Source organism: Microbispora rosea, assembly GCF_900156315.1.
Lineage (GTDB): Bacteria > Actinomycetota > Actinomycetes > Streptosporangiales > Streptosporangiaceae > Microbispora > Microbispora rosea.
Map to the genome: position 1 here is coordinate 129,407 of NZ_FTNI01000014.1, position 25,492 is coordinate 154,898.

General features: G+C 70.1%; 21 protein-coding genes. 12 read left to right on the forward strand and 9 right to left on the reverse strand.

The features are described from left to right. Window positions 1–283 precede the first annotated feature (283 nt). The 4 genes from BXA11_RS20560 to ilvC all read left to right on the forward strand — a co-directional run bounded on the left by BXA11_RS20560 (window position 284) and on the right by ilvC (window position 6,910). Window positions 284–2,917 (forward strand): putative bifunctional diguanylate cyclase/phosphodiesterase, encoded by a 2,634-nt coding sequence (locus BXA11_RS20560; protein WP_239105089.1) that lies wholly within the window; start codon window positions 284–286, stop codon window positions 2,915–2,917. Between the two features lie 475 nt (window positions 2,918–3,392). Continuing rightward, the gene (locus tag BXA11_RS20565; protein WP_076436880.1) at window positions 3,393–5,198 is read left to right on the forward strand and encodes an acetolactate synthase large subunit; all 1,806 of its coding nucleotides are present in this window, start codon (window positions 3,393–3,395) and stop codon (window positions 5,196–5,198) included. Window positions 5,199–5,253: 55 nt separating this feature from the next. After that, the gene (ilvN, locus tag BXA11_RS20570) at window positions 5,254–5,778 is read left to right on the forward strand and encodes an acetolactate synthase small subunit (protein ID WP_030506098.1); all 525 of its coding nucleotides are present in this window, start codon (window positions 5,254–5,256) and stop codon (window positions 5,776–5,778) included. Between the two features lie 139 nt (window positions 5,779–5,917). Next, window positions 5,918–6,910, forward strand: coding sequence for a ketol-acid reductoisomerase (gene ilvC / locus BXA11_RS20575; RefSeq protein WP_030506097.1), 993 nt, complete (start codon window positions 5,918–5,920; stop codon window positions 6,908–6,910). A gap of 72 nt (window positions 6,911–6,982) precedes the next feature. Here the strand turns inward: ilvC and BXA11_RS43235 are convergent, their stop codons facing one another. From BXA11_RS43235 to BXA11_RS20595, 5 genes are all read right to left on the reverse strand, one after another. Then, window positions 6,983–7,159, reverse strand: coding sequence for a hypothetical protein (locus tag BXA11_RS43235; RefSeq protein WP_159454816.1), 177 nt, complete (start codon window positions 7,157–7,159; stop codon window positions 6,983–6,985). 9 nt (window positions 7,160–7,168) lie between these two features. Further along, window positions 7,169–7,702, reverse strand: coding sequence for an FHA domain-containing protein (locus tag BXA11_RS20580; RefSeq protein ID WP_076436882.1), 534 nt, complete (start codon window positions 7,700–7,702; stop codon window positions 7,169–7,171). A gap of 122 nt (window positions 7,703–7,824) precedes the next feature. Next, window positions 7,825–8,736 (reverse strand): CAP domain-containing protein, encoded by a 912-nt coding sequence (locus BXA11_RS20585; RefSeq protein ID WP_239105090.1) that lies wholly within the window; start codon window positions 8,734–8,736, stop codon window positions 7,825–7,827. Between the two features lie 335 nt (window positions 8,737–9,071). Continuing rightward, complete coding sequence (locus BXA11_RS20590; RefSeq protein WP_083744430.1) at window positions 9,072–10,514, reverse strand: MFS transporter; 1,443 nt, start codon at window positions 10,512–10,514, stop codon at window positions 9,072–9,074. 137 nt (window positions 10,515–10,651) lie between these two features. Further along, window positions 10,652–11,554, reverse strand: coding sequence for a hypothetical protein (locus BXA11_RS20595; protein WP_076436886.1), 903 nt, complete (start codon window positions 11,552–11,554; stop codon window positions 10,652–10,654). A 361-nt stretch (window positions 11,555–11,915) separates the two neighbouring features. Between BXA11_RS20595 and serA the strand changes: the two genes are divergently transcribed. From serA to BXA11_RS20610, 3 genes are all read left to right on the forward strand, one after another. Continuing rightward, on the forward strand, window positions 11,916–13,505 hold the full coding sequence (gene serA, locus BXA11_RS20600) for a phosphoglycerate dehydrogenase (RefSeq protein ID WP_076436887.1): 1,590 nt from the start codon (window positions 11,916–11,918) through the stop codon (window positions 13,503–13,505). A gap of 755 nt (window positions 13,506–14,260) precedes the next feature. After that, entirely contained in the window at window positions 14,261–15,307 is a 1,047-nt protein-coding gene (locus BXA11_RS20605; protein WP_076436888.1) for a 3-isopropylmalate dehydrogenase, read from the forward strand. Between the two features lie 143 nt (window positions 15,308–15,450). Continuing rightward, window positions 15,451–16,542: a branched-chain amino acid aminotransferase gene (locus BXA11_RS20610; RefSeq protein WP_030506090.1), complete on the forward strand. Its 1,092-nt coding sequence runs from the start codon at window positions 15,451–15,453 to the stop codon at window positions 16,540–16,542. Between the two features lie 115 nt (window positions 16,543–16,657). On the opposite strand, the gene BXA11_RS20615 is transcribed toward BXA11_RS20610, so the two are convergent. Both BXA11_RS20615 and BXA11_RS20620 read right to left on the reverse strand, forming a co-directional pair. Continuing rightward, window positions 16,658–17,290, reverse strand: a complete 633-nt coding sequence (locus BXA11_RS20615) for a hypothetical protein (RefSeq protein WP_143734417.1) — start codon at window positions 17,288–17,290, stop codon at window positions 16,658–16,660. A 194-nt stretch (window positions 17,291–17,484) separates the two neighbouring features. Then, window positions 17,485–18,138, reverse strand: coding sequence for an O-methyltransferase (locus tag BXA11_RS20620; RefSeq protein WP_076436890.1), 654 nt, complete (start codon window positions 18,136–18,138; stop codon window positions 17,485–17,487). Between the two features lie 273 nt (window positions 18,139–18,411). Here BXA11_RS20620 and cimA point away from each other — a divergent pair, with 273 nt between their 5' ends. The 4 genes from cimA (at window position 18,412) to BXA11_RS20640 (ending at window position 22,530) form a co-directional block, all read left to right on the forward strand. Then, on the forward strand, window positions 18,412–19,986 hold the full coding sequence (gene cimA / locus BXA11_RS20625) for a citramalate synthase (protein WP_030506087.1): 1,575 nt from the start codon (window positions 18,412–18,414) through the stop codon (window positions 19,984–19,986). A gap of 388 nt (window positions 19,987–20,374) precedes the next feature. Next, complete coding sequence (locus BXA11_RS20630) at window positions 20,375–20,758, forward strand: group I truncated hemoglobin (protein ID WP_083744431.1); 384 nt, start codon at window positions 20,375–20,377, stop codon at window positions 20,756–20,758. Beyond that, the gene (locus BXA11_RS20635) at window positions 20,759–21,880 is read left to right on the forward strand and encodes a globin domain-containing protein (RefSeq protein ID WP_076436894.1); all 1,122 of its coding nucleotides are present in this window, start codon (window positions 20,759–20,761) and stop codon (window positions 21,878–21,880) included. Then, window positions 21,877–22,530 carry a DivIVA domain-containing protein gene (locus BXA11_RS20640; RefSeq protein WP_076436896.1) on the forward strand — a complete coding sequence of 218 codons (654 nt, stop codon included), beginning with the start codon at window positions 21,877–21,879 and terminating at the stop codon, window positions 22,528–22,530. The genes BXA11_RS20635 and BXA11_RS20640 overlap by 4 nt, the downstream gene beginning before the upstream one ends. Before the next feature lie 32 nt (window positions 22,531–22,562). On the opposite strand, the gene BXA11_RS20645 is transcribed toward BXA11_RS20640, so the two are convergent. After that, a complete protein-coding gene (locus BXA11_RS20645; RefSeq protein WP_076436899.1) occupies window positions 22,563–24,233 on the reverse strand; it encodes a heparinase II/III family protein in 1,671 nt (556 codons plus the stop codon). Window positions 24,234–24,363: 130 nt separating this feature from the next. Beyond that, window positions 24,364–24,804 (reverse strand): nuclear transport factor 2 family protein, encoded by a 441-nt coding sequence (locus BXA11_RS20650; RefSeq protein ID WP_076436901.1) that lies wholly within the window; start codon window positions 24,802–24,804, stop codon window positions 24,364–24,366. A 90-nt stretch (window positions 24,805–24,894) separates the two neighbouring features. Here BXA11_RS20650 and BXA11_RS20655 point away from each other — a divergent pair, with 90 nt between their 5' ends. After that, window positions 24,895–25,437, forward strand: coding sequence for a TetR/AcrR family transcriptional regulator (locus BXA11_RS20655; protein ID WP_076436903.1), 543 nt, complete (start codon window positions 24,895–24,897; stop codon window positions 25,435–25,437). The last annotated feature ends 55 nt before the right edge of the window (window positions 25,438–25,492 follow it).

Sequence of the window (25,492 nt, forward strand, 5' to 3'; positions counted from 1 at the left end):
CCGGAACGTGGCTGCCTCGTGACCTGGGGTGCGTACGCTGAAGCTCAGCGTGCGCGGCTGGTTATCAGATCGGTGACGACTCGCTCGTTGTCCCCCTCTCGATCAGCGGCAGTGCGCACACTGGCCATGTGACAGGGAGAGTAAAGCCGAGTCGAGAACGGGAGGGGCAGTGATGGCACACCCCACCGAATCCGGCGACGCTGACACGGCTCCGGACTCGGCCGAAACCCCGGCGGACACGACGGCCGGCGGTGGATCGGCGACAGGTGCAGAGGCGACGCGCGTGAACGTCAGGCGTGACCCCCGGGTCCCACTCACCACCGCGGCCGGACTCGGCGCGGTGGCGGTCGTCGTGGCCCTGGTCACCGGAGGCTCGGCGCCGGTCGTGACCGCGATCGCGGGGGTCGTCACCGGCCTGCTCGCGGCCGTCTCGCTGATCATGGCCGCCTCCCGCGTCGTCCCCGTCCACCGGCGCCAGCCCGGCGCGTGGCGGTGGATGGCCGCCGGGTCGCTGACCTGGCTCCTCGGCGTCGGCGTACGTCCCGTGGCCGACGGCACGCCGTTCGTGCTCACGTTCGCCGACCTGCTCATGCTCGTCGGATCGGTGCTGCTCGCGATCGGCTGCGGCATGTCCGTGAAACCACCCGCGTTCACGCGGGGGGTGATACGCCAGGGGGCCGACGCCTACCTGGGCGCGGCGTCGGTCTTCGCCGTGGCCTGGGTCGCCGTGCTCGGCCCGGCGTTCAGGAAGGCGGAGGACACCGGAGCGTTCTTCGTCGCGCTCGCGCTGCCCATGGTCTGCCTGCTCGCGACCTGCGCCGTGACACCGGCGGTGGCGGCCTCCCGGTCGGGCAACCGGGTGGTCGGGCTCACCGGCGTAGGGCTGCTCACCGCGATAACGGCGGCGGAGATGGCCACGGCCCTCGCCCGCCTCGACGGCGACACCCCACCGCTCGCGGCGGGGCTCGTCGTCCCGGCCATGCTGCTGGTCCTCGCCGTCGCCCCGTGGATGCAGGAGGTCCGGCCGGCCAGGCCGTTGCCCGCCGCGCTGACGGCCGCCACCCCGCTCGTGCTGGTCGCCGCCGCCACGCTGGTCGCCACCCTGTACGCGATCGGCAACAGCCGTGACGCCGCCCTGGTGATCGTGGCCGCCTCGGTCGTCCTCGTCCTGCTCGGCCGTCTGTTCGTGCTCCTGGTCGAGACCGCGGGCATGCGCCGCCTCGTCGACGTCGGCGAGCAGCAACTGCGCAGGCTCGCCGAGAGCACCGGCGACGTCGTTCTGGTGTGCGATCCCTGCGGGGTCATCCAGGAGGTGGGCCCCGGTCTCGAGACGACGTACGGCTACCGCCCCGACGACCTCGCCTTCCGGCCGATCTTCGACTACATCCACCCCGAGGACGTGCCGGCCGTACAGGCCCTGCTCGACCGCATGACCGACGAGGACGACGGGCCCGAACAGGAGGGCGGCACCCGCATCTCCTGCCGGTTCCGCGCCGCCGACGGCACCTGGCGGCCCACCGAGTCCGTCGCCGCCCGGCACGTACGCGACGACGACCTCGTCCTGGTCACGATCCGCGACATCAGCGACCAGGTGGCCCTGCGTAACCAGGTCACCCACCTGACCTTCCACGACGGGGTCACCGGGCTGCCCAACCGGGCCTACTTCGAGGAGCGCGCCCGGGACGTGCTCACCCGCCGCGGCGCCGGCGGGACCGCGGTGATCTTCCTGGACCTCGACGGCTTCACCTCCGTCAACGACTCCGTCGGCCATGCCAGCGGCGACCACCTGCTCGGCCAGGCCGCCCGCCGCCTGCGCTCGGCCGTACGTGCCGACGACACGCTCGCCCGGTGGGGCGGGGACGAGTTCGCGGTGCTGCTGGAGGGCGGCACGTCCGGCGCCGACGCGCAGACCGCCATCGACCTGGCCGAGCGGCTCGTCCGCGCGGTCTCGAACGAGCCGTTCCGGGTCGCGGACCGGGACATCGCGCTGACGGCCAGCGTCGGCGTGGCCTTCGCCGAGGAGGACCTGCCGCCCGGAGACCTGCTGCGCAACGCGGACGTGGCGATGTCGCGGGCCAAGGAGCTCGGCGGACGCCGGGTGGAGGTCTTCGCCACCCACATGCACGCCGACGTCCTGCGCCGCCTGGAGATCGCCTCCGACCTGCAGCGGGCGCTGCTGGAGAACCAGTTCGCGATCGAGTACCAGCCCGTGGTCGACCTGGCCACGTCGCGGGTGACCGCCGTCGAGGCGCTGGTGCGCTGGTGGCGGGGCAGCACGTTCGTGCCGCCGGAGCAGTTCCTCGGGCCCGCCGAGGACACCGGGATCATCGTGCCGCTCAGCGAGTGGATCCTGCGCGAGGCGTGCCGCGAGGTGGCGGCCTGGCGCGCGTCGTCCTGGGACATCGGGCTGGCGCTGAACCTGTCCGCGCGGCAGATCATGGCCCCGCGCTTCGTGGAGACCGTGGCGGAGGCGCTGAGCGAGAGCGGACTGCCCGCCAGCGCGCTGACCCTCGAGGTCATCGAGGAGATGCTGGTCGAGGACGCCGGGGAGATGATCAGCAGGCTGTCGGAGCTGAGGACTCTCGGCGTACGGCTGGCCATCGACGACTTCGGCACCGGCTACGCGTCGCTCGCGTTCCTGCGCCAACTGCCGGTCGACATGATCAAGATCGACCCGTCGTTCGTCTCCGGGCTCGGCAACGACGACACGCTGACCCTGCTGACGAGAACGATCGTGCAACTCGGCAACGACCTCGGCCTGATCGTCGTCGCCGAGGGCATCGAGCGTCCCGAGCAACTCGACCTGCTGCGCAAGATGGGCTGCACGCGCGGACAGGGCTATCTGGTGGCGCGCCCCATGACCGCGCGCGGCGTCGACTCCCTGATGCCGACCACGACCCTCCAGAACACCGCCTAACCCCCACCCCCCACCCACCGCCGTGATCTTGTAGTTTGTCGCATGCGAGGCCGCTACCAGGCCGTTCGGCTTTGGTGATCTTGCAGTTTTATGACGTACACTCATCCTGACCTGGGCGTTTCCTGTTCGTGATCATGCAGGTGGGACACATCGGGTCGCATGCCTCGCGGGCTGCAAGATCAGGTTTGGTGTTCGCGCTGGTCGTCGTTCCCTCTTGGGCGTTCGCGCATGATCACGAAGGCGGATTCCGCAGCTCGCCCCCGTCGCCTGCGACAAACTGCAAGATCACGGCGGGTGGGGTGTCTTGGATGGCGAGACGGGCGTCCCAGATGATTTGACGTAGAGGCGCTCCATCGGACATCGTTGTAGCCATGCATAGCGGTGGGATTCTCGTAGTACTTCGCAGGCGCGCAGCCTGACGAAGCACTAGGTCCTGCGCGCGCCCCAGCTCCGCTCAGCGGATGGGGCATTTTTTATGCCAGGAGTCACGCCAAGCAGCCCAGCAGAAGCAAGCTCAGCCACAAGGAACGAGCCGATGACCGAGAAAATGACAGGTGCCCAGGCCCTCGTGCGGGCGCTGGAGCAGGTCGGGGTCGACACGGTGTTCGGGATCCCGGGCGGGGCCATTCTCCCCGCCTACGACCCCCTCTACGACTCGACCAAGGTCCGGCACGTGCTTGTACGGCACGAGCAGGGCGCCGGCCACGCGGCCGAGGGCTACGCGCAGGCGACCGGCAGGGTCGGGGTGTGCATGGCCACCAGCGGCCCGGGAGCGACCAACCTGGTCACCCCGATCGCGGACGCCTACATGGACTCGGTGCCGATCGTGGCGATCACCGGGCAGGTGGCTTCGCCGCTGATCGGGACCGACGCCTTCCAAGAGGCCGACATCTCCGGCATCACGATGCCGATCACCAAGCACAACTTCCTGGTCACCAGCGCCGACGACATCCCGCGGACCATCGCCGAGGCGTTCCACGTCGCCTCCACCGGGCGCCCGGGGCCGGTGCTGGTGGACATCTCCAAGGACGCCCTGCAGTCCACGACCACCTTCTCCTGGCCGCCGGTCATGCAGCTGCCCGGCTACCGCCCGGTGACCCGGCCGCACTCCAAGCAGATCCGCGAGGCCGCCCGGCTGATGACCGAGGCCAAGCGGCCGGTGTTCTACGTGGGCGGCGGCGTGCACAAGGCGCACGCCTCGGCCGAGCTGCTGGAGCTGGCCGAGCTGACCGGCATCCCGGTGGTCACCACGCTGATGGCCCGGGGCACCTTCCCCGACAGCCATCCCCAGCACATGGGCATGCCCGGCATGCACGGCAGCGTCTCGGCCGTCGGCGCGCTGCAGCGCGCGGACCTGTTGATCGCGCTCGGCACCCGGTTCGACGATCGGGTCACCGGCCAGCTGTCCAGCTTCGCTCCGCACGCCAAGGTCATCCACGCCGACATCGACCCGGCGGAGATCTCCAAGAACCGCCACGCCGATGTGCCGATCGTGGGCGACTGCCGCGAGGTGATCGGGGACCTGATCACCGCAGTGCGGACCGAGCAGGCCGACGGCCGCAAGGGCGACTACAGCGAGTGGTGGCGGCTGCTCAACGGCTACAAGGAGACCTACCCGCTGGGCTACGAGGAGTTCGCCGACGGCTCGCTCGCCCCGCAGTACGTCATGGAGCGGCTGAGCGCGCTGGTCGGGGCGGACGCGATCTACGCGGCGGGCGTCGGCCAGCACCAGATGTGGGCCGCCCAGTTCATCAGGTATGAGAACCCCGGCACCTTCCTCAACTCCGGCGGCGCGGGCACGATGGGGTACGCCGTGCCGGCCGCCATGGGCGCCAAGATGGGCCGCCCGGACAAGGTCGTGTGGGCGGTCGACGGCGACGGGTGCTTCCAGATGACCAACCAGGAGCTGGCGACCTGCGCCATCGAGGGTGTGCCGATCAAGGTGGCGGTCATCAACAACGGCAACCTCGGCATGGTGCGCCAGTGGCAGACCCTGTTCTACGACGAGCGCTATTCCAACACCGATCTGCAGCGGGTCAAGCGGATTCCCGACTTCGTGAAGCTCGCCGAGGCGTACGGTTGCGTGGGCCTGCGGTGTGAGCGTCCCGAGGACGTGGACGAGACGATCCGCAAGGCCATGGAGATCAACGATGTGCCGGTGGTGGTCGACTTCGTCGTGCACCAGGACGCGATGGTCTGGCCGATGGTCGCCGCCGGGACGAGCAACGACGACATCAAGTACGCCCGCGACATGGCGCCCAACTGGGAGGGTGGAGAATGAGCCCCGCCCCCGCCCGACCCGTTCACGACCAGCAGCGCGAGGAGATGGAGCAAGCATGAGTCGCCACACGCTGTCCGTGCTGGTGGAGAACAAGCCGGGCGTGCTGGCCCGGGTCGCCGCCCTGTTCAGCCGCCGCGGGTTCAACATCGACTCGCTGGCGGTCGGCCCCACGGAGCACGACGACATCTCGCGGATGACCATCGTCGTCAACGTGGAGGACCTCCCGCTGGAGCAGGTCACCAAGCAGCTCAACAAGCTGGTCAACGTCATCAAGATCGTCGAGCTCGACAACAGCCAGTCGGTGCAGCGCGAGCTGATGTTGATCAAGGTGCGGACCGACTCCGAGAGCCGGTCGCACGTCCTCGAACTCGTGAACCTCTTCCGGGCGCGCTGCGTTGACGTGGCTCCGGACGCGGTCACGATCGAGGTCACCGGGACGACCGACAAGCTGGAGGCGTTCGTCCGGGTCCTTGAGCCGTACGGCATCAAGGAGCTCGTGCAGTCGGGCATGGTGGCCATCGGCCGCGGCGCCCGTTCCATCACCGACCGCTCGCTTCGCGCCCTCGACCGCAGCGCATAGGAGTGTCGGACAGACGCTGCCCGTCGCGAGCGTGGACCCTGGGCCACGCGCAGCGGGGCAAGATTTGTCAGACACGACGTAGCTCCCATGGCAGGCACGTCGCGACGGACAACCCGTGAAAGGCAAGCAAGTGACTGAGATCTACTACGACGACGACGCCGACCTGTCGATCATCCAGGGCCGCCACGTCGCGGTGCTGGGTTACGGCAGCCAGGGCCACGCCCACGCGCTGAGCCTGCGCGACTCGGGCGTGGACGTCCGCGTCGGCCTGCCCGAGGGCTCCAAGAGCCGGGAGAAGGTCGAGGCCGACGGGCTGCGCGTGCTGTCGCCGGGCGAGGCCGTCGAAGAGGCCGACCTCACGATGATCCTCGCGCCGGACCACATCCAGCGGCACCTGTACGCCGAGCACGTCGCGCCGAACCTCGTCGAGGGCGACGCGCTGTTCTTCGGCCACGGCCTCAACATCCGCTACGGCCTCATCGAGGCCCCGGCGGGCGTCGACGTCGCGATGGTGGCGCCGAAGGGCCCGGGCCACCTGGTCCGCCGCCAGTACTCGGCCGGCCGCGGCGTGCCCTGCCTGGTCGCCGTCGAGCGCGACGCCACCGGCAACGCCTGGCCGCTCGTGCTGTCGTACGCCAAGGGCATCGGCGGCACCCGCGCCGGCGCGCTGAAGACGACCTTCACCGAGGAGACCGAGACCGACCTGTTCGGCGAGCAGGCCGTGCTGTGCGGCGGCGTCTCCGAGCTGATCAAGGCCGGGTTCGAGACGCTGATCGAGGCCGGCTACCAGCCGGAGGTCGCCTACTTCGAGTGCCTCCACGAGATGAAGCTGATCGTGGACCTCATGTACGAGGGCGGCATCTCCAAGATGTACTGGTCGGTGTCCGACACCGCCGAGTACGGCGGCTACACCCGCGGCCCGCGCGTGGTCAACGAGGAGACCAAGAAGGAGATGCGCCGCATCCTGGACGAGATCCAGGACGGCCGCTTCGCCCGCGAGCTGGTCGAGGAGTTCGACTCCGGCCAGACCAACTTCAAGCGCTACCGCGAGGAGCTGGCGGGCCACTCGATCGAGCAGACCGGCGGCAAGCTCCGCCCGATGATGAGCTGGCTCAAGGGCGAGCAGGCCTGAGGCTCGCGAACGCTCGCATGATCGCGGCGCCGCGCCCCGCCGGAGAGGTGGGGAGCGGCGCCGCGTTGCGTTTCACGGCCCCGTCGCCGCCGTGCCGCCCATCCTGCCGCGCGGCGTCCCGCCGACCATCCGCTCCGCCTCTCCCGCGATCGGCAGGGCGGCGTACCAGGTGGGGACCCAGGGCTCCCGGGTGAGTGGCTTTCCGCGATCGCCGGTGAGCGGTGCCGGGGCGGCGATACGGAAATTCACCTGGAGCGATCAGGCCGGCATCGAGACCAGGAACACGCTGTCGCCGAACGCCACCTCGTCGCCGGCCCGCACGGATGCGGGGCCGACCAGGCGCCAGCCGTTCAGCCGGGTGCCGTTCATCGAGCCGAGGTCGACGAGCAGCCAGGAGTCGTGCTCCCGCCGCAGTTCGGCGTGCACCCGCGAGACGGTCAGGTCGGCGAGGACGAGGTCGCAGGACGAGCCGCGGCCGACCAGGTAGCGGGCCCGGCCGTCGGCGGGCAGGGCGAGCCGGGGCAGCCGCGGACGCCGCCAGGCGGACTCGATCCGGCTGCTCAGCTCCGACACGGAGGCGACGGCGTCGGTGATCCTCCTGCGCCAGCGCCCGCGGTGCGGGAGGTCGGCGACCAGCTCGTCCAACTCGGTGCGGCTGCGTGCGCGAAGCGCCAGGTCCACCCGGCCGACGAAGGTCTCCATGGACAGGCGTCCTTCGGCGGCCCGGTCGCGGAGCTCGCTGAGCGCACGCTCGCGGTCCCCGTCCGAGGCGCGAACCGGGGGAGAGCTCATGATTGGAGTATCCGCCGCAGTGGTCCGAGGTGTCCAGAAGACCGTCGTATTCCCCGCCAATCCCGGCGCGGGAGCGGGGCCGCCGGGCGTGGCGTCCCCGCTCCCTGCCGGACGGCGCGTCTCTACTGCCGGCCGAAGTCCTGGGTCCAGTACGGGCCGCCCGCGGCGACGTACCCGACCCCGATGTCGGTGTAGTTGCAGTTGAGGATGTTCTGCCGGTGTCCGGGGCTGTTCATCCAGCCCTGGACGACCGCCTGGGCCGTGCCGTAGCCCTTGGCGATGTTCTCCGCCGCCGCCCGCCAGGTGTAGCCGGCGGCCGTGATGCGGTCGGCGAAGGAGCGGCCGTCCTTTGAGGTGTGGTCGAAGTAGTCCTTGGCGGACATGTCGGCCGAGTGGGCGTACGCGGCGGTGCGCAGGCGCGGGTCGTGCTTCAGCGGGCCGCAGCCCGCCTTCGCCCGCTCGACGTTGGTGAGGCGCACCACCTCGTTCTCGATGGCGGTCCCCACGGCCGAGCCGCTCGTCGGAGAGGCGCTGGGAGCGGCGGAGGCGGGGGCGCTCGCGGGCGGAGTCGTGGCAGGGGCCGTGCTGGGGACGGCGGAGGGGGCGCCGGTGGGGACGCCGGTGGGGCTAGGGGACGAGGTAGCGGTGGGAACCGGGGTGGGGACGTCGCAGTCGAGGCGCACCGGCCGCGACCGCGACAGGTGGCCGCGGTAGTCGGTGACGACGCTGTAGTACGCACCGTCCGCGCAGGTCAGCCCGACGACGACGCGCGCGTTCCTGACCACCTTGGAGCCGCTCTTGACCACGCGGTCGGGGCCCGGCCTGCTCTTCACGATCCGGACCCGGAAACGGGCGTTGTCGATGCAACCGGCCCGCGAGCCCGCCGCGCGGATCTTGCCGTCCACGCTGACGTAGGGCTTCGCGGCGGCGACCCGGCAGCCCGCGTGCAGGGCCTCTGCTTGAGCGGGGGCCGCAGCCACGCCGACGGCCGCGACGCTCCCGAGGCACAGGACCGCTCCGAGCGCTCTGTTCACGATCATTCCTCCAGTGGGGGTTAGACGCTGGGGAAGTCGTCATTATGGTGCGCCAGAGACCGACATGTGGTGATAAATCGGTCCAAGCCCGAAAGTATCTACCTTCTCTTAAACTTCCTTTATCCCGCGTACTGCCTGAGATGTCCGATAATCCGCAGGTCAGCGGCGTGATCGGCCAGGGGACCGCCTTGAGGGGCGCTTAAGGTCGTAGACGGGCCTCCCGCGCCCCCCGTTCCAGGTGCTCTCGGCGGCTCCGGGATCGCCGCGACCGCCCGCACACCGCCTGGTCGATCACCGTGCCGACCCTGCGGGACGAGCGGATCCGCGCGATCAGCTCATTCCTCGGTGCGGAGCACTTCGCCGGGTTCGGGCTGCCCGCCGTCCTTCCCGGCGGTCTCAGCACCGGTGACGGCGGCCGCTGAGGGCGTGGTCCCGGCCCCGCCGGTGACGGCGGCGAGGCGGTCGGCGGTCAGGTCGTACCTGAGGGTCATCAGCACGCCCGCGAACGTGATCACGGCGGGCACCACGGTCACGCCGATCATCACGGCGACGTGGGCGCTGCCCGGCTGGGTCACCGGATGCTCGGGATCGGAGGAGACGAATCCCCCCGCGCTCAGCACCCACCCGTACGCGGTCGCCCCGAGCGCCGTCACCGCGTTCTCCACCGCGGTCCACAGGCCGGTGAAGACGCCGCCCCTGCGCTCGCCGCTCACCGCGCCGTCGTGGGCGATGACGTCGGCGAGCATGGAGAACTGCAGCAGTTGCAGGCCCGCGTAGCCGACGCCCACGATCATCACGCACAGGTGCGCGTACAGCTCGCCGAGCGCGGGCGTCGCGAGGATCAGCAGCGCACCGCCCGTGAACAGCGAGCCCGAAAGGATCATCGCGCCGCGCTTGTCGAGCTTGCGCGCCAGCCACACCCACAGGGGCATCGTGACCAGCATCGGCCCCACGAGCGCCGCGAAGAGCGTGGTGGTGGCGGAGGTGTCGTCGAGAGAGTAGGCGGCGAAGTAGGGCGCGCCCGCGAGCATCACGCCGGCCCCGAGCGTCTGCGCGGAGCTGAGCCCGAGGAGCCACAGGAACTGCTTGCTCGTGCGGGCGGCGGCGAGCTGCTCCCGAAGCGTCCCCTCGGACTTCTGCGGGGCCGTGAAGGGCGCGCGGGCGGTGCCGAAGAACGAGGCCAGCATCGCGACGAGCAGGATCACGCCGAAGCTGATGCCCATGGTGCGATACCCGTCGGCCGTGTCGCCGGCGATCGCCGGAGCGAGGATGCCGCTCATCGCGATCCCGACCGCGATGAGGACCATGCGCCACTGCAGCAGCGAGGTCCGCTCGTGGTAGTCGGTCGTCATCTCCGCCGGCATGGCCTTGTACGGCACCTCGTACAGCGCGTATCCGGTGGTGGCCAGCAGGAACGTGAGGCCGACGTAGGCGGCGGCGGGCGCGCCGGTGAGCGGCGGCCCGGCGAACACCAGCGCGAACGACACCGGCAGCACCGCGGCCCCGGCGAGCAGCCACGGACGGCGTGGTCCCCAGCGCGAGACCGTGCGGTCCGACCATCGGCCGACCATCGTGTTGGCGATCAGGTCCCAGGCCTTGGGCAGGAAGAGCACGACGCCCGCGAGCCCGGCGGGGACCGCGAGCACGTTGGTCATGTAGAAGAGCAGCAGCAGCCCGGGGATCGTGGCGAAGTTGGCCGTGCAGAACGAGCCGACGGCGTACCCGAGGCGAACCCCGAGGGAGACCTTCGAAGGGGACGGCGTCGCCGTGGAAACCATGGCGACATTCAAGCCGAGCAAGCGTCCGTTCGGAAGGATTCTCCGGCAACGGTTCGGCGGCTGCCCGGTGTCCCGTCGATCTCCGCCGGCCCGGTGCAGGCGCGGTGCCGGCGGAGATCGGTAACGGGGCTCCGGGCTCAGTCGCGAACGTCGGGGCAGACGACGTGCGCGCCGATCTCGATCAGGCGGCGTTCGGTGTGCGCGTCGGCGACCCTGGCCATGAGCACCGGCGCCTCGCTGGCCGCCAGTTGCGGCAGCCGGCTGCGCACCCGGCGGTGCAGTTCCTTCACGATGTCGTCGGCGGCGGAGATGTGCACCTTGACGTGCAGCATGATTCCCCACAGCCCGGCGGCCGTGCGCGCCTCGGAGATCCAGACGTGGTGGACGTAGGGATACTCCGGCAGCAGTTCGGCGACCGCCACCCGCAGCGCCGGCAGGATCGGATGACGCGTCCTGCGGTAGCCGGGGTCCACGACCTGCATCGCCCCCGACAGGTGCTGGCGGGGAGCGGGGATCCGCTGCGACGGCAGCGCGGAGGCCGCCGCCGCGACCGGGGCGGGCATCGGCGGGACGGGCGTGGCCGGCGGGGGAGCCTGCCGCGTGGCCTGCGCACGGGTCACGGTCGCCATCGCGCCCGTGGCGTACGCCGTGGGGGCGGCCGAGCCCATGGCCGACAGCGCCGGAGCGGGACCGGTGCGGGTCTGCTCCAGATAGCGCTGCAGGTCGTCGATCGGCACGGCGGCGGCAGCGGGGCCGGCCGCGTCGATCACGATCTCGCGCACGCCCGTGACGCGCTGGATGTCGAGGATGGTGCCGGCGTCGCACGCCGACAGCGAGTGGCTGCCACGGTGCCGGGCGTAGGTCGCCGGTCCCGTGTAGCCGAGCAGAACGCGTTCGCCGTTCTGTGTCGTGCCGAGCACCACGGAGCGGTCGGGGCGGACCGCCACCAGGATGCCCCACTCCGCGAGGGCCGCCAGGAGTTGCCTGGGGCTGCCATGCCGCGCGAGAACGTCGCCCAGAGAGGGGTTCCCGATGCTCATAGCCTGAACGATAGGGACTGGACCATGGCGAATCAGGCTAATCCCCAAGAATAGGTGCGATCAATACCGAGATGGGTGGCAGTCCGTATGGATCAGGCGTAGCCGGGGTACATCGACGGGCTGGGCCCGTAGGTGAGCGAGTCTCATGAATCCCCTCGGTCCCACCAGATCCTGCGGGCGGCCGGCGGCGGGACGGCGCCCGGAGCCGCGCGGATCGAGATTCCGAGACCGGGTCGTCGTGCCGTCGCGACGCCGCCGAGACCTTGGGTGTCTCGTATGCCGGGCGCTCGTGAGAGCTTTCACAAGGCCCGGATAGACTCACGTCGTCCGCGCTGTCGCACTTCACGAAGGACTCAACCCAGTGAACAAGCCCGTCGTACTTGTCGCAGAAGAGCTCTCAGAAGCGGGTCTCGCCGTGCTCGGCGCGGACTTCGAGGTCCGGCACACCGACGGCGCCGACCGATCGCAGCTCCTGCCCGCCCTCGCCGACGTGGACGCCCTGATCGTACGCAGCGCGACCCAGGTCGACGCGGAGGCCATCGCGGCGGCGCCCAAGCTGCGCGTCGTCGCCCGCGCCGGGGTGGGCCTGGACAACGTCGACGTCGAGGCCGCGACCAAGGCCGGCGTCATGGTCGTGAACGCCCCGACCTCCAACATCACCAGCGCCGCCGAGCACACGGTCGCGCTGATCCTCGCCAGCGCCCGCAACGTGGCCCAGGCGCACTCCGCGCTCAAGGGCGGCGAGTGGAAGCGCTCGAAGTACACCGGCGTCGAGCTCGACGAGAAGGTCATCGGCATCCTCGGCCTCGGCAAGATCGGCCAGCTCGTCGCGCAGCGCCTGCAGCCGTTCGGCGTCGAGATCATCGCGTACGACCCCTACCTGCAGCCGGCCCGCGCGGCGGCGATGGGCGTGCGGCTGGCGTCGCTGGAGGAGGTGCTCCAGCAGGCCGACTTCATCACGGTCCACCTGCCCAAGTCGAAGGAGACCGTCGGCCTCATCGGCGATCGCGAGCTGCACATGGTCAAGCCGAGCGTCCGGCTGATCAACGTCGCGCGTGGCGGGATCATCGACGAGAACGCCCTCTACTCCGCCCTCAAGGAGGGTCGCGTCGCGGGCGCGGGCATCGACGTGTTCGCCAAGGAGCCCTGCACCGACAGCCCGCTGTTCGAGTTCGACCAGGTCGTGGCGACGCCGCACCTCGGCGCCTCCACCCACGAGGCCCAGGAGAAGGCCGGCACGCAGGTCGCCCGCAGCGTCAAGCTGGCGCTCGCGGGCGAGTTCGTGCCCGACGCGGTGAACGTCCAGGGCGGCGCGGTCGCCGAGGACGTCAAGCCGGGCCTGCCGCTCACCGAGAAGCTCGGCCGCATCTTCACCGCGCTCGCGGGCGAGGTGGCCACCCGCCTGGACGTCGAGATCCGGGGCGAGATCTCCGCGCAGGACGTCCGGGTCCTGGAGCTGGCCGCGCTCAAGGGCGTCTTCACCGGCGTCGTCGAGGACGCGGTGACCTACGTCAACGCGCCCCTGCTGGCCAAGGACCGCGGTGTCGTGGTCGAGCTGGTCACCAGCGCGGAGAGCCCCGACTGGCGCAACGTCATCACGGTGCGCGGCGTGCTCGCCGACGGACGCACGGTCTCGGTCTCCGGCACGCTGTCCGGCCCCCGGCAGATCACCAAGATCGTCGAGGTGAACGGCTTCGCGATGGAGATCGAGCCGACCGACCACCTGGCCTTCTTCACCTACGCCGACCGCCCCGGCATCGTCGGCATCGTCGGCCGCCTGCTCGGCGAGCAGAACGTGAACATCGCGTCCATGCAGGTCTCGCGGGACGTGAAGGGCGGCAAGGCGCTCATCGCGCTGACGGTCGACACGGCGATCCCGTCCGAGGTCGTCGAGCAGATCGCGGGGGAGATCGGCGCCGACAGCGGCCGTACGGTCGACCTGGAGGACTGACGCTCCGCATCGCTTCATCGAACGGCCCGGCGCCCGCGCGCCGGGCCGTTCGTGTTTTCCCCGTGTCTTCCGCCCAGCGGACCGCGTCTCACGAAGTGAGATACTAGGTCGTCCTACGAGATTGTGGGGTACTCTCGTGATGACGAGGCGCCCCGCACTTCCACCTGCCGCGACGGGGCCTGATCAGGGCAGGCCGGCCCGTCGCGGAGCGCCGCGCCGCCGGCCTTCGGCTCGCCCGTGACGCGTGACCCGCGTTCCACCGGTGGCCGACGTACCGGATCCGCGACAGGCGGATCCCGATCTCAGCATTCCTCCGTCGAAGAGAGAATCGCCATGTACGAGATGTACCCCTGGGGTCGTTCCGAGGACGCCGAGGACGAGGCGGCCGCCGCGTTGCAGATCGCGCTCGACCGCCGCGACAACGGGGGCGTACCGCAGCGCTGACCTGGGCCGACCTGGCCTCGGCCGGCCTGGCCGGGATCGGCGGGATCGGCCACCCTCCCGGCCTGGAGCGTGCCAGCCTCGTCCGTCCCGGCCGGGCTGCGCGCCGGCGGCACCGGCCCGCGCCGCCCTGCGGCATCGGGCCGGACGCCGTGATCCTCGGGGCGCCGGCGGCCGGGCAGTCCACGGCGCGCGCGACCTCGTCTTCGGGCGTGCCCTCGCGACGGGACCCGCCTGACGCGCAGGTACGCCCACGTATGGACCGCATGGTGAGATCGTGTTCCGATCTCCGAGACAACCGGTAAGGTACACGCATGGAGTCGAGCAACATCCGCCTGGCAGTGATCCCCGGTGACGGTATCGGCACGGAGGTCGTCGCCGAAGGCCTCAAGGTCCTCAACGCCGCGGGCGTCAAGTCCGAGACCACCGAGTACGACCTCGGTGCCAAGCGCTACCACGCGACCGGGCAGACGCTTCCCGACGAGGTGCTCGACGAGCTGCGCGGCTACGACGCGATTCTGCTGGGCGCCGTCGGCGACCCGAGCGTGCCGCCCGGCGTCCTGGAGCGCGACCTGCTGCTGCGCCTGCGCTTCGAGCTCGACCACTACGTGAACCTCCGCCCGGTCAAGCTGTTCCCCGGCGTGACGACCCCGCTCGGACAGGCCCGTCCCGAGGACATCGACATGATCGTCGTCCGTGAGGGCACCGAGGGCCCGTACGCCGGCGCCGGCGGCGTGATGCGCCGCGGCACGCCGCAGGAGATCGCGACCCAGGAGTCGCTGAACACGGCTTACGGCGTCGAGCGCGTGGTGCGCTACGCCTTCGAGAGGGCCGTGGCCCGGCCGCGCCGCAAGCTGACGCTGGTCCACAAGACCAACGTGCTGACGTACGCGGGCGACCTGTGGGCGCGCACCGTCGACCGGCTCAGCCTGGAGTTCCCCGAGGTGGAGACCGACTACTGCCACGTCGACGCGGCCTCCATGTTCTTCATCAGCCAGCCGCAGCGGTTCGACGTGATCGTCACCGACAACCTGTTCGGCGACATCCTGACCGACATCGGCGCGGCGGTCGCGGGCGGCATCGGCCTGGCGGCCAGCGGCAACGTCAACCCGGCCCGCACGGCGCCGTCCATGTTCGAGCCCGTGCACGGCAGCGCGCCCGACATCGCGGGCCAGGGCAAGGCCGACCCCACCGCCACGATCCTGTCGGTCGCCATGCTCCTCGACCACCTCGGCCACGCCGAGGCGGCGGCCCGCGTCGAGCAGGCCGTGGCCGACGACCTGATCGAGCGCCAGAGCGGATGGACGGCACGCTCCACCCGCGAGATCGGCGACGACATCGCCGCCCGAGTAGCCGGCTGATTCCGGCCGCTCATCCCGACATCACGCGCATGGCGGCCCGGTATGGGCCGCCATGCGCTTTTTCATACCTGTGAAATGCCCTAGTTTTCCCTTAGCCGACTCGTCGCACAATTACTACGACGACGTAGAGAGAAGGACCTCGCATGACCACCCACCTCAGGTTCGACGTGCAGCTCAATCCGCAGGCCCGCAGTGCGGCCGAGCGCGAGCAGGTGCTGGCGAGCCCCGGCTTCGGTCAGGTCTTCACCGACCACATGGTGTCCATCGACTGGACCGAAGGGGAGGGCTGGCACGACGCGAAGCTCCAGCCGTACGGTCCGCTCGTCCTGGACCCCGCCACTTCCGTGTTCCACTACGCCCAGGAGCTGTTCGAGGGCCTCAAGGCGTACCGGCAGCCGAACGGCTCGATCGTCGCGTTCCGGCCGTACGCGAACGCGGCGCGGTTCAACCGGTCGGCGCTGCGGATGGCGATGCCGGAGCTTCCCGAGGAGGCGTTCGTCGAGTCGCTCGAACTCCTCGTGCAGACCGACCGCGACTGGGTGCCGACCGCCGAGGGCCACAGCCTCTACCTGCGTCCCTTCATGATCGCCACGCAGCCCGCCCTCGGGGTGAACCACCCCTCGCGGAGCTACAAGTACATGGTGATCGCCTCGCCCGCCGCGTCGTACTTCACCGGCGGCCTCAAGCCGGTCTCGGTCTGGCTGTCCACGGAGTACACCCGCGCGGCGCCCGGCGGCACCGGGTTCGCCAAGTGCGGCGGCAACTACGCGGCGGCGTTCGTGGCCCAGCGGCAGGCCGTCGAGGAGGGCTGCGACCAGGTCGTCTGGCTCGACGCCTTCGAGCACCGGTGGGTCGAGGAGATGGGCGGGATGAACCTGTTCTTCGTCTTCGGCGACCGCCTCGTGACCCCGGCGCTCACCGGGACGCTGCTGCCCGGCATCACCCGTGACTCGATCCTCAGCCTGGCCGCCGAGCTGGGATACACGGCGGAGGAGGGCAAGATCTCCATCGAGGAGTGGCAGGCGGGCTGCGAGTCGGGCGAGCTCACCGAGGTCTTCGCCTGCGGAACCGCCGCCGTCGTCACCCCCGTCGGCTCCGTCAAGGGCGTCGACCGGAGCTGGACCGTCGGCGACGGCACCCCCGGGCCGGTCACGATGAAGATCCGTGAGGAGCTCGTGGGCATCCAGTACGGCAGCCGCCCCGACGCCCACCACTGGATCCACAAGATCTGCTGACGGCCGCCCCGCCTCCCCCCAGGCGGGCGCCCGTCCGGTGTGCGCTCCGGAGGGGCGTGCCCGGGGGCTGGGTTCACGTAGTCGCGTTCAAGCGGTCGCGTTCAAGGGGTCGCGTTCAGCCGGTCGCGCCCGGGCAGGTCGTGCCCACCGCCAGGACGGACAGCGACACCAGCCCGTGGAGCAGGCCGGCACCCCCGCCGCCGCTCACCCCGGCCCTCGCGCCGACACTGATCAGGGAGCGCGCGGCCGGGCACGGCGCCGGCTCCGCCGCGACGGCGGGCGCGGGCGCGACGGGAGACGGCTTGGGCGTCGCGGTCACCGTGACGGTGACCGTGGGCACCGGAGTGGGCCTGGCGCCGGGCGTCCGCGCAGGCGCGGAGGGCGCCGGGCTCACGGTCGGACCGGCGACGGTCACGTGCTGGGTGATGTTGCAGACCCGGGCGCGCCGGCACAGCGCGTTCTGCACGTTCGAGGAGCCGCCCGCGGTGTTGGTGGACGTGTGCTGGTAGCCGCGGTTGTGCGTGTCGCCGGACACCGACAGCTTGTCCCTGGGCCGGTCCTGCGGGTCCTTCCCCTGGGTGGTCGCGACGTTGCGCACCGCGCGATCGGTACGGCCGTGCCCGTTGTCGGCGGCGGCCCCGAGCGGGATGACGCCGGTGACGAACACGGTCGAAGCCGATGTCCCGGCGAGAAGGAGACCGGCGATCCTGCCGGTGAGAAACGCCCCGCCGCCGCGCCGACAAGTCATTCGCCGCCCCCTGTTCGGATCAGACGCCTGGTTGCATCAGACGCTGCGTGATAAAGACGAGCCCTGGGCAAAGCGATCCGCCAATGCGAATCGCTTCGCGAGCGTACTCACCGAGGGGGCGCCGATCGTGTGTCCCGCGCCTCTATGGCGCGTTATTACGCCATCATTGCCCTACGTCCATCGAGATCCGGGGTTCAGTTCTTCCTGATGAGCGTGAGCCCGTCGGCGACGGTCAGGAGCACGCTCGTCACCCGGGAGTCGCGTGCGACGAGGTCGTTGAACTCCCGCATCGCGGGCACGTTGCCGCCGGCGGCGGGATCGGTGATGTCGCCGTGCTGGAGCGTGTTGTCCACGGCGATCAGGCCGCCGGGCCTCAGCCGGGGCAGGATCTCCTCGTAGTAGACCGGGTAGCCCGGCTTGTCGGCGTCGATGAAGGCGAAGTCGATGCTCTCGCCCGCCGGCATGGCCCGCAGCGTGTCGGCGGCCGGGCCGAGGCGCAGCTCGATGCGGTCGTCGAGGCCCGCCTTCTGCCAGTAGCGGCGGGCCACCGCCGTCCACTCCTCGCTCACGTCGCAGGCGATCAGGCGTCCGTCGGCGGGCAGGCCCCTGGCGATGCAGATCGACGAGTAGCCGGTGAAGGTCCCCACCTCCACGGCGCTCCGGGCACCGCTGAGCCGGACCAGCATGGTGAGCAGGGTGCCCTGCTCCGGCGCGATCTGCATGCTGATCCGGTCGCCCACCAGCCGGTGGGTCTCCTCGGCCAGGTCGGCGAGCAGGTCGTCGGGCGGGCTCGTGTGCGCCGCGGCGTACGCGGCGACGGCCGGTGTGGTGAACATGGCAGCCTTCATGGCATCACACTAGATCGTCGAGCCCTCTGACCTGCGCGAACACCCTCCCATATCTCGTACTATGAGATCGATGTGCCAGAGGGTGACCGGCTGTGGCAAACTGCTCAGCACCATGTACTACGGTCTGCTCATTATCGGCAGGCGCGCCGGCTGAAGGACATCGCCGGCGCGCAGACCTCTCACGTCCGTGAGGGGTCTTTTTGTTTGAGCGGCCTTCTCGGTTGGGGCCGACAAGCGCGCGGCGAGATGCAACCCCGCGAAGGAGACACAGAGATGGCCGACGATCGTTTCCACGTGTACGACACGACGCTCCGCGACGGCGCCCAGCAGGAGGGGCTGAACCTCACGGTCGCCGACAAGCTGGCCATCGCACGTCACCTGGACGGCCTCGGCGTCGGCTTCATCGAGGGCGGCTGGCCGGGCGCCAACCCCAAGGACACCGAGTTCTTCAGGCGGGCTCAGACCGAGCTCGACCTGAAGCACGCGCAGCTCGCCGCGTTCGGCGCAACCCGCCGGGCGGGCGTGAAGGCCGCCGACGATCCCCTGGTGGCCGCGCTGCGCGAATCCGGCGCGCCGATCGTGACGCTCGTGGCCAAGAGCCACGACCGCCACGTGGAACTGGCCCTCCGCACGACGCTGGAGGAGAACCTCGCGATGATCCGCGACACGGTCTCCCATCTGACGGCGGAGGGCCAGCGCGTCTTCCTCGACGCCGAGCACTTCTTCGACGGCTACCGATCCAACCCCGCGTACGCGCTGGAGGTGCTGCGCACGGCCGCGGAGGCCGGGGCGTCGGTGATCGCGCTGTGCGACACCAACGGCGGCATGCTGCCCGACGAGCTGGCCGACGTGGTGCACGAGGCGGCCGGCACCGGGGCCCGCATCGGCATCCACTGCCACGACGACACCGGCTGCGCGGTCGCCAACACGCTGGCCGCGGTGAAGGCCGGAGCCACGCACGTGCAGGGCTGCGCCAACGGGTACGGCGAGCGCTCCGGCAACGCCAACCTGTTCACGGTGGTGGCGAACCTCCAGCTCAAGCGGGGATTCGACCTCGTGCCGCCGCAGTCGCTGCGCGAGATGAGCCGCATCGCCCACGCGATCACCGAGGTCACCAACGTCACGCCGAACTCCCACCAGCCGTACGTCGGGACGTCGGCCTTCGCGCACAAGGCGGGCCTGCACGCGTCGGCGATCAAGGTGGACCCGAACCTCTACCAGCACATCGACCCCGCCGAGGTCGGCAACGACATGCGGATGCTGGTCTCCGACATGGCCGGCCGCGCCTCGGTCGAGCTGAAGGGCCGCGAGCTGGGCTACGAGCTCACCGGCGAGCAGTCCAGGCAGCTGGTCGAGCGGGTCAAGGACCTGGAGGCCAGGGGGCACACGTTCGAGGCCGCCGACGCGTCGTTCGAGCTGCTGCTGCGCGACACGGTCGACGGCGAGCACCGGCGCTACTTCACGGTGGAGTCGTGGCGGGTGATCGTCGAGCGCCGCCCCGGCGGCGACGTGGTCAGCGAGGCGACCGTCAAGCTCCACGCGAAGGGCGAGCGGATCATCGCGACTGGCGAGGGGAACGGCCCGGTCAACGCGCTCGACAGGGCGGTGCGGCTGGCGCTGGAGAAGCTGTACCCCGAGCTGGCCGGGGTCGAGCTGATCGACTTCAAGGTCCGCATCCTGGAGGGCACCCACGGCACGGACGCGGTGACCCGAGTGCTGATCACTTCGAGCGATGCGACCGGCGAGTGGGCCACGGTCGGGGTGGGCGAGAATGTCATCGAGGCGTCCTGGCAGGCGCTTGAGCAGGCGGTGACCTACGGTCTGCTTCGGGCCGGGCACAGCGCCTGACCAGCGCGAACCCTCATCCGGGCATGGTGTGGGCGACGCTCACGGTGCGCTGGTGAATGCTGTGGTTTTAGTGACATTTAGTCTAGTTGGTGCTTAGATAGGCGAAGCTCCTGAGGCGGTCTTCGCCACGATCGGCGATCCCGGCCGCGGTTCCAGCCTCAGCGCCCCGCTCTGGCTCAACGGAGGGTGAAGGCAAGAAGTATCTGCGCACCGAACCCCGTGCTGTCGCGGTGCCTGCCGCCAGGCTCTGATTGTTCTATCGGAGGCGGCCGGTGCCGTGGGAGCCGAGCGTCCGTCTGTCACCATGACCAGCCACGTGACTAGGGGAGTCCGAGAACTTTCGGCTCCCAGTCATCCCCCCGCTGGTGCACCCGGAATGGGAGGGTCTGTGATCACCTCGCCGTCTTACTATGACCAGATCGGCGGCGCACCTGTGGTGCGCGACGTCGTCGAGCGTTTCTATGAGCGCGTGCTCGGCGACGACGATCTGAAGCCGTACTTCACCGGTATCGACATGCCCAGGCTGAAGCGGCACATGGTCATGCTGCTGTGCTCGGTCCTCGGCGGCCCCGAGCCGTACGAGGGCCGTGACCTGGGCGAGGCCCACACCGGAATGGGCATCACGTCGCAGCACTACGACAAGGTGGGCGAGCACCTGTTCGCGGTCCTGCAGGACAGCGGCGTCGGCGAGGACATCCTGCGCGACGTCGGCCTCGTCCTCACCAAGGTGAAGTCGTCCATCGTCGCCGAACCCGCAGAAACGGCCGACTGAGTGGATACGCAGGCTCTCAAGGACAGCTGGCACCTTGTCTCCCGATCGGGCGACCAGGTGCCGCTGTACTTCTACTCGGTTCTTTTCCTGATGAACCCGGACGTACGGGACATGTTCCCGGTGTCGATGGCGCGTCAGCGCGACAAGCTCGTGGGCGCACTGGGCAAGGTCATCAGCAACGTCGACAGGATCGAGGAGGTCGTCCCGGTCCTGCAGCAGCTCGGCCGCGACCACCGCAAGTTCGCGGTGAACTCGACGCACTACCCCGCCGTCGGCCAGGCGCTGCTCGCCACGCTCGAGCACTTCCTGGGCGATCGGTGGACCCCTGCGCTCGCGCACGACTGGACGCAGGCCTACAACCTCGTCGCCCAAGTGATGATCGACGCCGCGAACGACTCGTCGAAGGTCTCCCCGCCCTGGTGGGAGGCGGAGATCCTCAGCCACGAGATGCGCACCCTCGGCATCGCCGTCATCCGCGCGCGGCTGAACTACCAGTACCCCTTCCGGCCGGGTCAGTCGGCGTCGATCTCCTACGCCATGCGCCCGCGCGTCTGGCGGTTCTACTCGTTCGCCAACGCGCCGCGTCAGGACAACACGATCGACCTGCACGTACGCATGGTCGACGGCGGCGTGCTCAGCTCCGCGCTCGTCATGGGCGCGCGGCGTGGCGAGATGCTGCGCGTGGGGGCGGCGGTGGGCGAACGGCTCACGCTCACCGCGGACGTCCAGGGCGACCTGCTGATGATCGCGGGCGGCACCGGCCTCGCGCCGCTCAAGGGGCTCGTGGAGCAGATCGCCTACGAGGGCCCGACGCGCAGGGTGGACCTCGTCGTCGGCGCCCGGCACTCCAGGGACCTGTACGACTACGAGGCGCTGGCCAAGATGGCCGCCGAGCACCCCTGGCTCAACGTCGTGCCGGTCGTCTCCCACGACCCCTTCTATCGGGGCACCCGCGGCTACGCCGTGGACGTCGCGCTGCAGGGATGGCGTGGTCAGCACGTCTACGTCTGCGGCTCGGAGGAGATGGCGCAGGCCACCGTCGGACGGCTGCTGGACGCCGGCGTGCCGACCGAGCAGATCCACTTCGACGAGTTCACGAGCGACAAGGGTCGGGAGTCATGACGGCAGAGACGCCTTGGGGAAGCCCGGCGAGCGAGCGCCAGCCCCTCACCCCGGATCGGGTACGCAAGCAGGACTTCACGCGCACCTCGCTCGGGCGCCGCGGCTACAGCGAGGACGAGGTGCGCTCGTTCCTCTATCGCGTCGCGGAGGACATGGCGGCCAGCGACAAGGAGAAGGCCGACCTGCGGGCGTACATCGACCGCATGAAGCAGTGGTACAAGGAACACGGCATGAACCCGGAACAGGCCGCCGCGTCCCAGACCCTGAGCGTCGACGCCATCAACATCCTGTCCCGCGCCCAGCAGACCGCCGACGCGCAGATCGCGGAGGCGGAGGACTACGCGCGCCGCATCGTGAGCCAGGCCCGCCGGCAGTACGAGGAACTCCTGATGGAGGCGCAGCGGCAGGCCGAGGAGGCCGCCAACCAGGCGGTCGGCGCCTACCGCGCCTCGGGCAACGGGCTGCAGAGCGCCGAGGCCGAGGAGCTGGAGCGCAGGATCGCCTACCTGCGCACGTTCGCGGACGTCACGCAGGTGCAGTTGCGGGCGGTCCTGGAGGGACTGGCACACGAGGTCGACAAGCTCGGCCACGTGCCGGACCAGGCCAAGCAACTGGCGGGCGGCTCCCCGTCACCCTCGGTGTACGGATAACCGCCCGCCGCCCTCCTGTCGGGGGAGGAGGTTTACGACAGCGTGCCGGAAGAGCTCGTGTGCAGCGTGACCGAACCGGCCGGGGTGTGAACGATCAGAGTGCGTCCTGAGCAGCTGACCTCCGGCCGGTCGGTTCCGGGCACCACCACGGTCAGCAGCGACTGCGCCACGGGCGAGACGATCACCGAGGCCGGTTCCCTGCGCATGTAGGCCGGCGAGACCCAGCCCTGGTAGGGCGAGGTCTGCCCGCGCACCACCCGCTGGCCGCCGACGGGCTTGCATGACGGCATCGCGAGCTGGACGATCGACGCCCTCCACTCGCCGTCGCCCACCACGACCCGTCCACCCGAGTCGGACACGACCTTCAGCCTGGGATCGAGGTGCCACAGGTTCTGGAGTTTGCCGCCGCCGCTGTCGAGCACCGCCATCACGTCCTCGCGGTGGTTCACCAGCACCGACCGCTTGCGCGGCACGCCGTACGCCTTGTCGGTGAACGTGAACGCCTGCCGGTCCTTGTGCACGGACTTGGACACCAGGGCGGTGGGGGTGTGCCCGCGGAACTTCCTGCCCACGAGGATCGGCACGTTGTGCGCCTCCGGGCTCAGCGTCCACCGCCGGTAGGGCGTGTTCTCGTACGAGACGAAGCCCGCCTCGGTGAGGATCGAGCGGCCCTGGGCGTAGTAGGTCACGCCCATGTGGTCCTCGTGGCCGTGGAACTTCAGCGCCGGCCCGAATCGGATCGAGTAGTAGGCCGACTTGGGGTCGTTCCAGGCGGTGCGGCCGAAGACGTAACCGGCGTTGAAGACCTGCACGGTCGAGGCGGCGTGGTCGAAGGCGGCCGGCTGGACGTCGGCGGGACCGTCGCCGATCGGCACCATGTAGCCGTTGGGCTGAGTGGCGGCGCTGATGTGCCGCGGCAGGCTCTCCCAGCGGATGGCCAGCGCCGCGGGAACCTTCATCTTGCAGTCCTTGATCGTGTCGACCGCCACCCTGAGCCGGTCGTGCACGTAGATGGCGTAACGCGGCGCCTGCTCGCGCAGCGCGCCCTGCCCGTCGATGTCGAGCTTCATCGACTTGACCATGCGGCTCACGGCGAGGTTCTTCCACGTCGCGTTGCCGTAGCGGCAGCCGATGCGCAGCAGGCCGATGTCCTGGTCGAGCCCGTGGTTGTGGCCGAGTTCGTAGTTCTTGGGGTCCGACAGCAGCTTCGCGTGCAGGGCCAGGCTCTTCTTCAGCCAGTCGGCCTTCACGTACCTGCTCAGGCACACCAGGGCGGGGGCGCGCAGCGCGATCGGATGCTCGGCCCAGGCGTACGGGCTGGTCGTGCGCCCGCCGTACGGGTTGTCCTCCACCCAGTCCTTGGCGATCTCCTCGGCCCTGCTGAGGTAGTCGTCCTCGCCGGTCGCCTCGTAGTCGGCCACGAGCCGGCCCATCCATCGCAGCGACTGGAACACCATCTGCCAGGACCGGTTCTTGTACGGGTCCGTGCGCCAGTTGACGTTCTCGCCCACCGTGACCGCGGGCAGGCCGAGGAAGGACAGCTTGCCGCTCATGACGTCGCCGGAGGTGGGGGTGGCGGGCAGCCAGTCCCCCTGGCATTCCGGGGTGCGGTGCGGCGCCCGTGCCTGGGCGGGGGCGGCGACGGTGAGCGCGGTCAGCGGGAGGACGGCCACCAGAGAGAGGGCTGAGAGGCGGCGGAACACGCCGGATTCCTTCCGAGATCGAATTGGGAGCCGCTCATGCTGTCCGAATTCTGGTTGTCTGGTCAAGTCACTCTGGTTACAAGTGCACAACTGCTCACAAAAGCCACCCTGAGCCGGGCCGGCCGGATCATCAGGTGCCTGCGGCCAACCCGGCGACGAGGTCGTCGACCATGTCCAAGGCGATCACGCTGTCGAGCGGGTTGGAATAGTTGCGCGACCAGGTGATCAGCCCGTCGCGCACTCTGGCGACCATGACGACCTGGGACGTGAACTGCTTGCCCGTCGCGGTGACCCGGCCCCGCAGCCGGTACTCGGCTATCACCGTCTCGGGATCGGTCGTCCGGTGAATCTCGACGTCGTCCACCGACTCGAACCTCTGGAGCCGGGCACCCGCTCTGAGATGGGCGCGGAAGGTCTCCCGGCCCTGCTCTCCTTGGGAGATGCCGGGCAGTTGGAACGGGAACTCGAAGACGGCGTCCTCGGCGAACAGATCGGCCATCTCCTCACAAGGCCCGGAGGCGGTCAGGCGGAGGAGCCGGGCGACGACGTCGTACGCGGCGAGAACAGACATGGCATACTCCCGAATTATTCGGGGCGAGTGCCCCGCTTATTTCGAAGATACGGGGCAAGCGCCCCGGTTGTCCAGGTGGAAGGAAGAGGCATGCGGGCCGATGCGCGAAGGAACAGAGCGCGGATCCTGGAGGCGGCGGGCCAGGCCTTCGCCGCCGAGGGCCTGGGCGTGTCGCTTGATGAGATAGCGCGCCGCGCGGAGGTGGGCCCGGGCACCGTTCACCGGCATTTCCCCACCAAGGAGGCGCTCTACGAGGCCGTCATCGCCAACCACCTGGAGCAACTGATCGTGCAAGCACGCGAGGCGCTGGCGGCCGACCGAGCCGGGTCGGCGTTCTTTCCCTTCCTCCGGCGGCTTGTCGGCGAGGCCGGCGCCAAGCAGGACCTCACGGACGCGCTCGCTGGAGCCGGTGTGACCCTGACCGACGCCACCCGGCAGACGGCCGTCCGCCTGCAACAGATCTTCGCCGAGCTTCTGGCCTGTGCCCAGAAGGCGGGTGTGGTGCGCAACGATGTGGACGGCGAAGACGTGCAGGCCATCGTCGTGGCCGCGGTCACCGGCGAACGCCGCCGCGCCGACCGCGCCCGCCCCGGCCGCCTTGCCGACCTCGTACTGGACGGCCTGCGCCCGTAGCGCTGGCCTGAATCGTGCGGGAAGTGGCCGTGCGGCTGCTCGCGCCCGGCCTCCG

Excerpts from the sequence above, each read along its gene's own strand:
- BXA11_RS20565 (WP_076436880.1), top strand. The coding sequence starts at position 3,393 with ATGCCAGGAGTCACGCCAAGCAGCCCAGCAGAAGCAAGCTCAGCCACA.
- ilvN (WP_030506098.1), top strand. The coding sequence starts at position 5,254 with ATGAGTCGCCACACGCTGTCCGTGCTGGTGGAGAACAAGCCGGGCGTG.
- BXA11_RS20580 (WP_076436882.1), bottom strand. The coding sequence starts at position 7,702 with ATGAGCTCTCCCCCGGTTCGCGCCTCGGACGGGGACCGCGAGCGTGCG.
- BXA11_RS20590 (WP_083744430.1), bottom strand. The coding sequence starts at position 10,514 with ATGGTTTCCACGGCGACGCCGTCCCCTTCGAAGGTCTCCCTCGGGGTT.
- BXA11_RS20595 (WP_076436886.1), bottom strand. The coding sequence starts at position 11,554 with ATGAGCATCGGGAACCCCTCTCTGGGCGACGTTCTCGCGCGGCATGGC.
- BXA11_RS20605 (WP_076436888.1), top strand. The coding sequence starts at position 14,261 with ATGGAGTCGAGCAACATCCGCCTGGCAGTGATCCCCGGTGACGGTATC.
- BXA11_RS20610 (WP_030506090.1), top strand. The coding sequence starts at position 15,451 with ATGACCACCCACCTCAGGTTCGACGTGCAGCTCAATCCGCAGGCCCGC.
- BXA11_RS20615 (WP_143734417.1), bottom strand. The coding sequence starts at position 17,290 with ATGACTTGTCGGCGCGGCGGCGGGGCGTTTCTCACCGGCAGGATCGCC.
- BXA11_RS20620 (WP_076436890.1), bottom strand. The coding sequence starts at position 18,138 with ATGAAGGCTGCCATGTTCACCACACCGGCCGTCGCCGCGTACGCCGCG.
- cimA (WP_030506087.1), top strand. The coding sequence starts at position 18,412 with ATGGCCGACGATCGTTTCCACGTGTACGACACGACGCTCCGCGACGGC.
- BXA11_RS20640 (WP_076436896.1), top strand. The coding sequence starts at position 21,877 with ATGACGGCAGAGACGCCTTGGGGAAGCCCGGCGAGCGAGCGCCAGCCC.
- BXA11_RS20650 (WP_076436901.1), bottom strand. The coding sequence starts at position 24,804 with ATGTCTGTTCTCGCCGCGTACGACGTCGTCGCCCGGCTCCTCCGCCTG.
- BXA11_RS20655 (WP_076436903.1), top strand. The coding sequence starts at position 24,895 with ATGCGGGCCGATGCGCGAAGGAACAGAGCGCGGATCCTGGAGGCGGCG.